The 12,259-nt window shown below is 69.0% G+C and carries 12 protein-coding genes, 1 tRNA gene and 1 pseudogene; 5 read left to right on the forward strand and 9 right to left on the reverse strand.

The genetic code is table 11. From position 1 onward, the window contains the following. Window positions 1-38 precede the first annotated feature (38 nt). Complete coding sequence (locus AB0917_RS07020) at window positions 39-869, reverse strand: aldo/keto reductase (RefSeq protein ID WP_366818452.1); 831 nt, start codon at window positions 867-869, stop codon at window positions 39-41. Window positions 870-994: 125 nt separating this feature from the next. Continuing rightward, complete coding sequence (locus tag AB0917_RS07025; protein ID WP_366818453.1) at window positions 995-1,759, reverse strand: SDR family oxidoreductase; 765 nt, start codon at window positions 1,757-1,759, stop codon at window positions 995-997. Between the two features lie 98 nt (window positions 1,760-1,857). On the opposite strand from AB0917_RS07025, the gene AB0917_RS07030 reads away from it, so the two are divergent. Together AB0917_RS07030 and AB0917_RS07035 are read left to right on the forward strand one after the other, a co-directional pair. Further along, on the forward strand, window positions 1,858-2,493 hold the full coding sequence (locus AB0917_RS07030) for an SDR family NAD(P)-dependent oxidoreductase (RefSeq protein ID WP_366818454.1): 636 nt from the start codon (window positions 1,858-1,860) through the stop codon (window positions 2,491-2,493). A 30-nt stretch (window positions 2,494-2,523) separates the two neighbouring features. Beyond that, window positions 2,524-2,962: pseudogene (locus AB0917_RS07035) on the forward strand (NUDIX domain-containing protein). A 644-nt stretch (window positions 2,963-3,606) separates the two neighbouring features. Here the strand turns inward: AB0917_RS07035 and AB0917_RS07040 are convergent. Next, window positions 3,607-3,945: a thioredoxin domain-containing protein gene (locus AB0917_RS07040; protein ID WP_319335994.1), complete on the reverse strand. Its 339-nt coding sequence runs from the start codon at window positions 3,943-3,945 to the stop codon at window positions 3,607-3,609. A gap of 256 nt (window positions 3,946-4,201) precedes the next feature. Further along, complete coding sequence (locus AB0917_RS07045) at window positions 4,202-5,341, reverse strand: helix-turn-helix domain-containing protein (protein WP_366818455.1); 1,140 nt, start codon at window positions 5,339-5,341, stop codon at window positions 4,202-4,204. Between the two features lie 86 nt (window positions 5,342-5,427). Here AB0917_RS07045 and AB0917_RS07050 point away from each other — a divergent pair, with 86 nt between their 5' ends. Beyond that, complete coding sequence (locus tag AB0917_RS07050) at window positions 5,428-6,483, forward strand: ferredoxin reductase (protein WP_366818456.1); 1,056 nt, start codon at window positions 5,428-5,430, stop codon at window positions 6,481-6,483. Window positions 6,484-6,490: 7 nt separating this feature from the next. Continuing rightward, complete coding sequence (locus tag AB0917_RS07055; RefSeq protein ID WP_366818457.1) at window positions 6,491-7,609, forward strand: acyl-CoA desaturase; 1,119 nt, start codon at window positions 6,491-6,493, stop codon at window positions 7,607-7,609. Between the two features lie 310 nt (window positions 7,610-7,919). Here the strand turns inward: AB0917_RS07055 and AB0917_RS07060 are convergent, their stop codons facing one another. The 3 genes from AB0917_RS07060 to AB0917_RS07070 form a co-directional block, all read right to left on the reverse strand. Next, window positions 7,920-8,321, reverse strand: a complete 402-nt coding sequence (locus AB0917_RS07060) for a DNA-binding protein (protein ID WP_366818458.1) — start codon at window positions 8,319-8,321, stop codon at window positions 7,920-7,922. Further along, window positions 8,318-8,566, reverse strand: a complete 249-nt coding sequence (locus tag AB0917_RS07065) for a type II toxin-antitoxin system CcdA family antitoxin (protein WP_366818459.1) — start codon at window positions 8,564-8,566, stop codon at window positions 8,318-8,320. Before AB0917_RS07065 ends, AB0917_RS07060 begins: the two co-directional genes overlap by 4 nt. Before the next feature lie 389 nt (window positions 8,567-8,955). Beyond that, on the reverse strand, window positions 8,956-9,579 hold the full coding sequence (locus tag AB0917_RS07070) for a helix-turn-helix domain-containing protein (protein ID WP_366818460.1): 624 nt from the start codon (window positions 9,577-9,579) through the stop codon (window positions 8,956-8,958). A gap of 109 nt (window positions 9,580-9,688) precedes the next feature. Here AB0917_RS07070 and AB0917_RS07075 point away from each other — a divergent pair, with 109 nt between their 5' ends. Next, complete coding sequence (locus AB0917_RS07075) at window positions 9,689-11,140, forward strand: amidase (protein ID WP_366818461.1); 1,452 nt, start codon at window positions 9,689-9,691, stop codon at window positions 11,138-11,140. A gap of 352 nt (window positions 11,141-11,492) precedes the next feature. On the opposite strand, the gene AB0917_RS07080 is transcribed toward AB0917_RS07075, so the two are convergent. Then, a tRNA-Gly gene (locus tag AB0917_RS07080) sits at window positions 11,493-11,572 on the reverse strand. Next, window positions 11,536-12,171 carry a TetR/AcrR family transcriptional regulator gene (locus tag AB0917_RS07085; protein ID WP_366818463.1) on the reverse strand — a complete coding sequence of 212 codons (636 nt, stop codon included), beginning with the start codon at window positions 12,169-12,171 and terminating at the stop codon, window positions 11,536-11,538. The genes AB0917_RS07080 and AB0917_RS07085 overlap by 37 nt, the downstream gene beginning before the upstream one ends. Between the last annotated feature and the right edge of the window lie 88 nt (window positions 12,172-12,259).

Consider the following 12,259-nt stretch of genomic DNA (forward strand, 5'->3'; position numbering starts at 1 on the left):
GGCGCCGGGCCACTGACATCCCCGGCGCCTCCGGCTGCTCAGACCTCCTCGTGCGTGTCCGGGTCACCGCCGAAGCGCCGCTGCCGCCCGGACGCGATCGTGGTCAGCTCCTGCGCCGTCAGCTCGAACCCGAACAGGTCCAGGTTCTCCCGCTGCCGCCCCGGATCCGCCGACTTCGGGATCGGCACCGCACCGACCTGCGTGTGCCACCGGAGCACCACCTGCCCCGGGGTCACCCCGTGATCCTCGGCGATGGCCACCGTCGAGGGGTCCTCCAGCACCTCACGGCCCCGGGCCAGCGGGCTCCAGGACTCCGTGACGATGCCCTTCGTCGCGTGCACCGCGCGCAACTCCTCCTGGGGGAGCAGCGGATGCATCTCGATCTGGTTCACCGAAGGCAGCACGCCCGTCTCCCGCTCCAGCCGATCCAGATGGGCGGCGGTGAAGTTGGAGACGCCGATGGAGCGGACGAGACCGTCCTGGCGGAGCCTGATCATCGCCTTCCAGGTCTCGACGTACTTGTCGATGCGGGGGAGCGGCCAGTGGATCAGGTACAGGTCGACGTAGTCGACGCCCAGCCGGGCCCGCGACTCCTCGAACGAGGCCAGGGTCTCCTCGTACCCGTGATGCCGGCCCGGCACCTTCGTGGTGAGGCGGACCTCCTCGCGCGGGACGCCGCTGCGGGCGATGCCCCGGCCGGTGCCGGTCTCGTTGCCGTAGTTCAGGGCCGTGTCGACGAGCCGGTAACCGAGCCCCAGGGCTCTCGCGACGGCCTCCTCCGCCTCCGCGTCGTCCAGCGGGTAGGTGCCGAGGCCCACCGCCGGCAGGGTGGTGCCGTCGTTGAGCTGGTGAACCGGTGTCTCGCCCATGGTCCGTCCTGACCTTTCCGTAAGCCCCTTGTCACGTCACGTCCTGCCCCGTCCCGGCCAGCGTAGGCGGGCGGAAGGGACGGGGCAGCTCGACGGGGCGCGGCCGGGAGGGGGCGCGGCCGGGGTCAGGCCGCGTGGCCGCCGTCCACGACGACCTCCGTGCCGGTGATGTACGCGGCGTCCGCGCTCGCCAGGTACGCCACCAGGGACGCCACCTCGTCCGCCGTACCGAAGCGGCCCAGGGCGGTGGCCGCCCGCTGGCCCTCGGCGAACGGCCCGCCGGCCGGGTTGAGGTCGGTGTCCACCGGGCCGGGCTGGATCAGGTTCACCGTGATGCCGCGCGGCCCCAGCTCCCGGGCGAGCGGCTTGGTCAGCCCGGCGAGGGCCGACTTGCTCATGGCGTAGAGCGTCGATCCGGGCCCGCCCGCGTACCGGCTCAGCGCGGAGCCGACCGAGATGACGCGGCCGCCGTCGGCCAGCCGGTCCGCCGCCGCCCGGCAGGCGAGGAAGACCGCCCGCACGTTCACCGCCAGGACCCGCTCGACCTCGGCGTCCGGCAGGCCCCCTATCGGGCCGAGGACGCCGATGCCCGCGTTGTTGACCAGGACATCGAGCCGGCCGAACGCGTCCGCCGCGCCGTGCACCGCTCCGGCGGCGGCCCCGGCGTCCGCCGCGTCGCAGCGCAGGGCGACCCCGCGCCGGCCCCTTCCCTCGATCTTCGCCACGACCGCACGGGCGGCCTCCTCGTCCTGTACGTAGGTGATGGCGACGTCCGCCCCCGCCTCGGCGAGCCGCAGGGCGGCGGCCGCGCCGATCCCGCGGCTGCCTCCGGTGACCAGGGCGGCGCGGGGAGCGGGGGCGGTGCTGGTGGTGCTGGTGGTGCTGGACATGGTGGGGTTCCTTGACTTCGTGGGAGTGCCGCCGATCCGGCGACAGGAACCAGCAAAGTCGCCCGTGGGCCCGGAGACCGGCGGCAATCGGACATGGTGTGACCGCCCGCCCAGGGCCGAAGGCGCTACCGCACCGGGGCAGCCCCGGGATCGCGGTGAACGCCGACCTGACCGACCTGGGCGCCGTCCAGACCATGGCCGACCTCGTCCGCGCCGAGATCGGACCCGTCGACATCCTGGTGAACAACGCCGGTGCCTACCCCCGCGTCGCCTGGCAGGACACCGACGAGACCGCCTGGAGCTACTCCCTCGACGTGAACCTCACCGCCCACTACCGCACCTGCCACGCGTTCACCCCCGGCATGGTCGAGCGCCGCTGGGGCCGGATCGTGAACGTCGGCAGCGTCAACGCCCGCGCCGGCCGGACGAACCTTGTCGCGTACAGCACCGCGAAGGCAGGGCTGCTGGGACTGACCCGCTCCCTCGCCCGCGAACTAGGCCCGTACGGGATCTGCGTCAACACCGTCATGCCCGGGGCTATCCAGGTTGAGGCCGAGAATGCCCTCCCCGCCCAGCACCGTGCCCGGCCCGAGGAACAGATCAAGCGCCAGTGCGTCCCGCGCCGTGGCCGGCCCGAAGACGTCGCGGCCTTGGTGGCGTTTCTCGTGGCCCCTTCCGCCTCGTTCATCACTGGGCAATCCGTCCACGTCGACGGCGGCTGGCTGCTGCACTGAGACCGCCGACAAGCAAGGAGACGAACCGAAATGATCGAACGAGTCCGTGCCGTCCTCGTCACCGCTGATGACACGATGCTGGTCATCCGCCGCACCAGGACCCGGCATCCCCGAATACTGGGTCCTGCCCGGCGGCGGCGTCGAACCGAGCGACGAGTCCCGGGAGGCCGCCCTCCACCGGGAGATCCACGAGGAGATCGCGGGAAAGGCCGACATCATCCGTCTCCTCCACACGATGGAGTCCGACGACGAACGTCAGCTCTTCTATCTCGCCCGCATCGCGACCTGGTCCTTCGATGACCGCACCGGGCCCGAGTTCAGCGCCGAGGGCCGGGGCGAGTACGCGCTGGAAGAGGTCCCACTGACCCCCGAAGGCATCGACGGCATCGACCTCAAGCCCGAGGAGATCGCCCACGTCCTACGGGGAGCCATCAGTGAGGGGAGCCTCGGAGCCGAGGCACCGCTCTGAGCCCTTGAGTACATCGGCACACCACCAGGGCCGGCACCGCGATGAGCCGGCCCTGGTGGCGTTCCTATGTGCTGCTGGCTTGGCACCTTCTTGACGCCGGAGGCTCTTGGCAGAGCGGCAGGAAACGAACCGTGCCCGCAGCTTCCTGAGCTCGGGAATCAGCGGTTCTTGAGCGGTCTTTCCTGCCTTGACCTGCACGGGTGGCCGAGACGCACAGGGTGGGGGCGGCCTCGATGCACCGTACCTGACCGCTGGTGCCCGTTCTGCTGGGCACGGATGGGGCACGAGCGGAGGCGGCGGCCAAGGGCTTCACCGGCCGAGTCGGGCAGTCCTCCAGTGGGACCTCCGCGACGGCCGCGTCCGTGACAGTCTCCGGGCGGGATGTAGATGTAGGGGTGGACGTCGTGAAGAGAGTTCTCGGGAGCAGATCGCGGAGCGCCGCCACGACGCATTCGTTACATCGGAGGCCGCACCCACGAAGCGAAGCTCTGACCGGGGGCTGCATTGTCCCGCCAGTACCTGAGCACGGTCTCGCGCACGACCTCGAACCGCCCTGCGGTGGTAAGGCGGGCGAGGGGCTGCCAACCGCCCGCGTCCGCTTCGAACGCGACGAGAAGCGGCGGTCCGGGCGCCGCAGCGGCCGCTCAGAGGTGATCGTCCAGGAACTTCCGTACCTCGTCGACGGTCATAGGCCCCGTGCCGTGCGCCACCGCCGCTCCCTCCTTCAGCAGGAGGCAGGACGGGGCTCCGGTGATCCCGTATCGCTCGGTTGCCGCCGGGCAACGCGTGATGTCGGTGCGGACGACCATCAGGCGGCCCGTGTAGGCGGCGGCGATGTCGCCCGCGACGAAGTCCATCGCCCGACAGGGCTCGATTGCCTTGGGCCATGCTCCGGTGAAGTATGCGAGAACCGGAACCTTGCTTCTCCCGAGGATGAAATCGAACTCCGCGTCCTCACGAGGTCGGTGAACCAGCTGTGTCATGGGAGCTCCTGACCTCAGGTTTCGTACTCCATCCCATCATCCCTCGCGCGGTGTGCCAGGTCGGCCCCGGCCGGTCGTCCAGCCGGCTGCCGGGAGGGAGGTACGGGCTGTCGCAGGACGGCGGTGGTCCCTGGGACGAGCGGCCCGGCCCCTTGTCACGACGACCGGAAAGCCGTTTCCAGGGTCATAGCGGTTCGGCACCGGGAGCGAACACGATTTCCGACGCTCGCGGACGCGGCGGTGGACGGGTGACGCGTCAGCGGACCCGGAGACCGACCGCCAGCGTCAGTTCAAGGACCCGGTGTGGTGATGCGAGATCGGGAAACAGCTCCCGCAGCTGCGACATCCGGTATCGAACCGTCTGGGGATGGACGAACAACGCCGCCGCGACCTCGTCCCGCCTGCCCTGATGCAGCAGCCACTCCCGCAACGTCTCCTCCAGCCGTCGTGCGGTTGCGGCAGGCAGGGTCTGCAACGGTGCGAGGGCCCGGGCGCGCAGGTCTGCGAACGCGTCCACGTCGGCGCTGAGCACCAGGTCGGGCAGGTGATCCTCGGTGTCGCGAATATCGGAGGAGAGGGCGCGTGCGCGTACGGCTCGTGCGTACGAGGCGGACGCGCGGATCCACGGCCGGGCCGGGCCGACCACGGCGGCGCGGTCGGTCAGCTGCCGCAGGAGACGTGACCGGTCGGCATCGGGGACGAGCAGCACACCGGTGGCATCCGGCAGATCGTCGAGGACTAGGGTGCTCGGGTCGAGCGCACGGTAGACAGGTCGGGCCTGGGCGGCGGGCAGCAGCACCGCGGTCAGCGAGACCGGAGGCTGCCACCCGGCCCGTTGGCCGGAGGCCAGCAGCACGTCCGAGCTGGCGCCGGCGAGGAGCTCGCGGGCCAGGTGTTCCAGGTGGCGCTCGTGGGCCCTGCCCCGGGCGGCCAGTTCGTCGGCGTGGCCCGCAGCGCTCGCGGCGGAGAGCTCGTCGATGTACGCGAAGGTCAGCTCGGCGAACTTGGCGACCTCGGCGGCAGGCAGCCCAGCGGGTACGGCACCCGCTGCCAGGCATCGCCAGGCCACGCGGGCGCCGACGCGGTAGGCGCTGAGCAGGGCGTCCATCGAACGCCCGTCGCGCACCTCGCCGCGGCCCAGCTCGTAGGCTGCGTCATCGCCGTCGCCGCCTGTGGCATTCCCGCTCGCAAGGTCCAGGTAGTGCCCCAGGGCGGTGCGGACGGCCCGGCGGATGGTGCCGCCCATGCGGCCCGAAAGGGCGTTGGCGTAGGACGGGACCTCGTCGATGATCGCCTGGACGACCTCGTCGGCGGTGGTCTTCAACGCGGCCCGAAGTGCGGTGACCGTCGTCTCATCCAGAGCCAGCTCGCTGGCCCTCCGGACTGCATGACTCACTTTTTGTTCCTTGCGAACAATTCCGCCGACCAGATTCACGTCTTGCGGTCAGGACTTTACACCTTGAAGCACAGCAAGCTGGAGCCATGACGAGTACAGCCCTCCGCAGCAGGGCGTGGAAACTGCTGGAGATGGTCACGACGCCGCTGCTGCCGTCGGACTACCTCGACCTGGTCAGCCCACTGCGGGCGGGCGCCGACCTCCGTGGGCGCATCGAGGCCGTACACCCCGAGACGGATGACGCCGCGACTGTCGTGATCAGGCCAGGACGGGGCTGGCGCGGCCACACAGCCGGCCAGTACGTGCGGATCGGGGTCGACGTCGACGGGGTGCGTCTGTGGCGTGCCTACTCCATCACCTCACCGACGAATCGCCAGGACGGCCGCGTCACGATCACCGTGAAGGCGATCCCCGACGGCAAGGTCAGCAACTACCTGGTCCGCAGGGCGAAACCGGGCACGCTGATCCAGATCGACCAGCCGACCGGTGACTTCGTGCTGCCGCGGGCCAAGCCCGCCAAGGTGCTCTACCTGACGGCCGGCAGCGGCATCACGCCTGTGATGGGCATGCTGCGCGACACCGCGTTCGACGACGTCGTCTTGGTCCACTGCGCGCCACAGCCGCAAGACGTGATCTTCCGCAACGAACTGCACGGCCTGGTCGCGGACGAGAAACTGCGGCTCACCGAGGTGCACACCGACACGGACGGCATGCTCGACATCGCCCGTCTCGACGAACTCGTACCCGACTGGGCCGAGCGCGAGACCTGGGCGTGCGGGCCCGCGGGCCTGCTCGACGCCGCCGAGGAGCACTGGACCGAGCACGGCGTCCATGAGCGCCTGCACACCGAACGTTTCCGCCCCGGCATCGCCGTCGTCGGCGACGGCGGCGAGGTCACGTTCAGCACCACCGGCAAGACCGTCGACGCGGACGGCGCCACGCCGCTGCTGGACATCGGCGAGGAAGCCGGCGTGCTCATGCCCTCCGGGTGCCGTATGGGCATCTGCTTCGGGTGCGTCACGCCGCTCAAGGCCGGCGCTGTCCGCGACCTGCGTACCGGCGAGATCACCGAGGCCGAGCCGGGCGTCCTCATCCAGACCTGTGTGTCCGCCGCGGCGGGCCCCTGCGACATCGAACGGTAGGAGCACCTTGACCGCCATCGACCCCACCGCCCACCTGACCGCGCAGCAGATCGAGGAACTGGGCCGCGAGCTGGACGCCATCCGCGACGAGGTGATCGCCGACCGCGGCGAGAAGGACGCCGCCTACATCCGGCGGATCATCTCGGCGCAGCGCAAGCTGGAGTTGGTCAGCAGGGGTGTGCTGCTGTTCTCGATCTTCCCGCCCGCGTGGCTGATCGGCACCGCCGGGCTGTCCGTGGCGAAGATCATGGACAACATGGAGATCGGCCACAACGTCCTGCACGGCCAGTGGGACTGGATGCGCGACCCGAAGATCCACTCCACCACCTGGGAGTGGGATCACGTCTCGCCGTCCGATCAGTGGAAGCACTCGCACAACGAGCTGCACCACACGTACACCAACGTGATCGGCAAGGACAACGACCTCGGCTACGGCATCATGCGCGTCGACGAGGACCAGAAGTGGCACCCCTTCCACCTCGGCCAGCCGCTGTGGAACTTCCTCAACGCCTGCTTCTTCGAGTACGGCATCGCCGCGTACGACCTGGAGCTCGGCAAGAACCTCCACAAGCGCCGCCGCAAGAACCCGGAGTTCCGCGCGCGGGCCAAGGCCGTGGGCCGCAAGATCCGCAAGCAGGTGCTCAAGGACTACGTGATCCACCCGCTGCTCTCGGGCCCCTCATTCCTCACCACGCTCGCCGCCACGTTCACCGCGAACCTGGTCCGCAACATCTGGACCCACTCAGTGATCATGTGCGGGCACTTCCCCGAGGGCGTAAAGGTCTTCGAACGCCGGTCGATCACGGGCGAGACACGCGGCCAGTGGTACCTGCGCCAGATGATGGGCTCGGCGAACATCAGCGGCAGCAAGGCCATGCACTTCATGACTGGCAACCTGTCGCACCAGATCGAGCACCACCTGTTCCCGGACCTGCCGAGCAACCGGTACGCCGAGGTCGCGGTGAAGGTGCGCGCGCTGTTCGAGAAGTACGAGCTGGAGTACGTCACCGGCCCGCTGCCCAAGCAGGTGTTCTCCGCGTGGCACAAGGTCTTCCGGCTCTCCCTGCCGAACAAGCGGCCCAAAGTCGGAACGCCGGACCGTGAGCAGGACCTCATCGCCGCCTGACTCCCCGGCCTGGCCGACGACCGAAGCCGGTGGGCGACATCCGCGTTCCGCTCCGGGCCAACAAGAAAGCCCCCGGCCGTTGGCCTGGGGCTTTTTCATGGAGCGGGTGACGAGGATCGAACTCGCGCTCCGAGCTGGAGAATCACCGGTTCCTAGGTTGCTGCAGAGGCTCTGACCTGCAATTTTGAATTGGTCAGATGAGCGGCTCCCGCTCTCTGGGAACCGTATCTGACCGCTGTTGCCCGCTCTGCTGGGCACGGATGGGGCACAAGACCAGCAGTGCGACGCGCGCTCCGGGCGGGCCGGCTGGTCAGAGGGGGATGATGCGGACTTGGCTGCCGCAGAGCTTGGTCATGTCATCGCTGTCGGACGTCAGTAGGGCGACGGGTTTCGGCTGGCGGAGCGCGACCTCGGCGACCGTGGCGTCGATGGCGTACTTGTGGCCGTGCAGTCCGGCGCCTTTGAGGAGCTCGGCCGCCGCTTTCGCCGCCTGCTCGGTGACGGGCTCAACCTTGACTCGGGACGGGGCCCAGTTCAGGCGGGGCATGTCGGTGCGGGAGTGGCTGACTTCCACGATGGTGTTCGCCCCGATCACGAGGTCGGCTCCCATGTCGTGGAAGACCTGCAGCATCGCGAGGAGCTTGCGGTCCTGTGCGATCCAGGCGGACAGTCCTTCCGAGTCCAGGACGACGGTCTCGATGCGCTCGCTCACGCGGCGTCCGCGCCCTGGGAAGAGCCGGCGGAGCCGAAGATCTTCGCGTGAGCCGCAGCGAGCTCCTCGTCACTGAAGGAGCCGTGTTCTTCCTCATGGCGGCGGAGGTCGTCGTCCAGGAGCTGGTGCCGGATCTGGCGGGCCACGGCCTCCGCCACATAGCCGGAGACGTTGTCCGTGAGCTTGCGAAGCTCCGCCACCTGGTCGCTGGGAAGCGTGACGGTGATGCGAGTCGTTGAGGACATGAACCCAGCATGCTGGAGTATGCACGCACCGCCTGGGCTTCTGCTCTCGATGCTGAACGCCGAGAGGGCAGGGTCCGGACGGTGAACAGGGTTACTGCGCCCTGGCTGTCAGCGGTGGGGGAGGCCACGGGCCGATCCTGTTGGTGAGCAAGCGAAGGGCCCCCGTCATTGATTCAGGGCCTTCATCCGCTGTTATCCGCCTCCAGGAGCGCGGCCTCGGCACGAGGGGCTGCGTGGGTCTCGAGTCCGCCCGGCTGACGTCTCCGGGTCCGCCACTCTCGGTCGACCAACTCAGTGCGTCGATCACGCAGACGACCACGACGATCCCAAGGTACGGCCACGCACTCGCATGCCTGCATTGAGTGGGATTCGGGCCGGGGCGCGGACGGTCAGTCGGCCGCGCTGTGTGCGCCGAGGGGGGAGCGGTGCCGGTCCACGATTCCCTCGACAACTTTCATCAGGCGGTCTTCCGTCTGATCGATGCTTCCGTTCTGTGTGCTGACCTGGGCTCCTTCGAGTGCGAAGGTGATCTCGGCCGCGGCCTGTCCGGGGTCGCGCATCTGCGCTTCGGTGCACATGCCGATCAGCCTGTGGGTCTGGCGGGCCTTGTGGTCCTCGATCACTTGCCGTGCCGGATGAAGGCGGTCGGGAAGCTCGGCGAGGGAGTTGATGAACGGGCAACCCCTGTATGAGATCGCCGACAGCCCCTCGGCGATGAATCGGGCCAGGCCCAGAATCTGCTCCTCGGGTTGGTCGGGATATTCGGCTTCCACCCGGTCGAAAGCCGCCTGATAGTCCGCGGCGACGATCCGCAGCCACTCCGCGACCAGCGCGTCCTTGGTCTCGAAGTGCCGGTAGATCGCCATTTTGGTGGTCTCGGCCTTGTCGGCGATCGCCTGGACCCCCACCAGTCGGATCCCTTCTCTCTCGAAGAGCTCTTCGGCGGCGTCGAGGATGCGCTCACGAGGCGGCAGCTTCGCCACTCTGCTCGGCCTGCTGAAGGTCGATGCCATGACTACTCCGGTCGATCGTGCGGTTCACGCCATGGTACCAGTCGGACCCACTCGATACCGTTGGGTATCGTTCGGCACTCAACGGTATCTTTCTTGGTGGGGAGTGGCAGTGAAAGCTTCTGAGTACGTGAGTTTCGACGCGGTCGGGCTGGCGGAGCTGGTGGCCGAGGGCGAGGTACTCCCCGCCGAGTTGGAGGCAGTCGCACGCCAAGCTGTGCAGGCAGTTGATCCGCAGATCAACGCCGTCGTGGAGACCTGGCTGACCGACGACGAACCTGCCCCTGGCAGCACACCACTGGCCGGCGTCCCCTTTCTGATCAAAGACATCGCGGTGGCCATGGCCGGGAGGCGGATGGAGTTGGGAAGCCGCCTGGCGGCCGGTAACGTCGCCGGCGCCGACTCCTCGCTGATGCAGCGCTTCCGGCGCGCGGGCCTCGTGACGTTCGGGCGCACCGCGACACCGGAGATGGCTTATGGCATCTCGACGGAATCTGCGTTGTACGGCGTGACCCGTAACCCGTGGGATCTGGAGCGCAGCGCAGGCGGGTCCAGTGGAGGCGCTGCCGCCGCTGTCGCCGCCGGGGTGGTTCCGGTCGCCCATGGCACCGATGCCGCCGGATCGCTCCGTATCCCCGCCGCCTACAACGGCCTTTTCGGGATCAAGCCGACCCGTGGCCGGGTGTCCATGGGGCCCGACGTCGACGAGGTCTTCAGCGGCCTGGCCGTCCACGGCAGCGTCAGCCGCACCGTACGCGACAGTGCGGTACTGCTCGACCAGATACGCGGCCCGGAATCGGGCGACCCCTACTTCGCCCCGCAGCCGTCACGGCCGTACGCGGAGGAAGTCACCCGTCATCCGGGCTCGTTGCGCATCGGTGTTCTCGCCCAGGCGTGGGGCGGACGCCGCACCACCGCACCGGTGACCGACGCCCTCTCCCGCACCGTGCGGTTGCTTGAATTCCTTGGTCATCAGGTAACGGAGGTTGAGGTCGGCCTCGGCGTCGGCTGGGAGGAATTCGTCCTGGCCAACGCCCGACTCATGACGGTGAACCTCACCACCCTGGTCGACGGGCTGGCCGCCGCCTTCGGCCGTCCCATCGACTCCTCGACCCTTGAACCGGCGACCCTCGCCGGCTACCACTACGGGCATCGGGTCGGCGGCGCGCAATTCCACATTGCTCTCGCGATGCGGAACCGGGTGGCCCGAAGCCTGGCGCGGTACTTCGACGAGTACGACATCCTCCTCACGCCAACCCTGCCGGAGCCTCCCGTGTCTCTCGGCACTCACACGGAGGGTGCGGAGGCACTGGACGGCCTCGGCTGGATCGAGCGCATCAATGACCTGTCGCCGTTCACCATGCCGTTCAACGTGGCAGGCACACCCGCCATATCCGTACCCGTGACGGCCGACGCAGGGACGGGGCTCCCGGTCGGCATGCAGTTCGCCGCCGGATATGGCCTCGAAGGCCGGCTCTTCCGCCTCGCCGGACAACTCGAACAGGCAAGTCCGTGGTCAGGCCGAATCCCCACGGTATGGGCAGGGAATCATTCAGCCCGCTGAAGAATGCTCCCCTCACGCTGCAGAGGGACATCGGCGGATTGCTGCCGGTCGCAGGACCGAAAACTCTCGTGGCCCGAGGGGCGGATGCCCTCGGATGCGGCTCCTGCCGCGATCAGGAAACCCGATCTGGGCTTCCCCGCGGTGGCTGGTGGGCGCCGAGGGCACGCGTGCAGGGCGAAGGAAGGGCCATTCGCTACCCGGCGTGCCCAGGCGCCGAGTTGTCCAGCGCCGTACATGAGCGCCCCGAGGAGGGCACCGTACGTCGACTTGGGTCGCGTAGAAGGCACGCGGCCCACACGGCGTCCAGGAAACGACGAACCCCCAGGCCGTTGACCTGAGGGTTCGTGGGAAGAGCGGGTGACGAGAATCGAACTCGCGCTCTGAGCTCGGGAAGCTCAGAGTGGCGGCGCCGTCTCCGTCGCCGCCGCCCGCAGCCGTGCCAGGATCGCCCGTGCCGCCTTGGTGTACCCGTGGCTGTTGTTCTGCAGCACCGACTCCGCGTTGGCCAGCTCCAGGAAGGCGATCACCTCGAAGGCCAGCTGCCGTACGTCGGTGTCCCCGGCCAGCTCGCCCGCGGCCCGCGCCTCCTCGATCGTCTCCTCCACGAAGGTGACCCAGCCTGTCTGCGCGGCGGCCAGGGCGTCGTGCACCTTGCCGCCACGGGCGTCGAACTCGGCGGTGGCGGCGTAGAAGAAGCAGCCGCCCCGGAAGACCCGCTCCCGCGAGTACGCGATCCACGCCTCGCACATCCGCCAGACCCGGCCGATCCCCGGCTCCACCGAGCGGGCCGGACGCAGCACATGGTCGACGTAGACCGCCACCGCGGCGCGCACCGTGGCGAGTTGCAGCTCCTCCTTCGATCCGAAGAGAGCGAACACACCGCTCTTGCTGAGCCTCAGCTCGGTGGCCAGCCGCCCGAGGGAGAGCCCTTCCAGCCCTTCCACCGAGGCGATCTGCACCGCCCGCCCCAGGATCAGCTGCCGCGTCTGGTTGCCCCGCTCGACCCGCCCGTCCAGCCGTACTGCCGCCATGTGACCACTCCGTACCTCAGAGTTATCGAGGCGTCATTCTAGGGACGGCCGAAGGTGCCGCCGGACCACCCGCCGCCCGGCCGACCGG

Origin of the sequence: Streptomyces sp. NPDC007346, from assembly GCF_040703535.1 — a bacterium.
GTDB lineage: Bacteria > Actinomycetota > Actinomycetes > Streptomycetales > Streptomycetaceae > Streptomyces.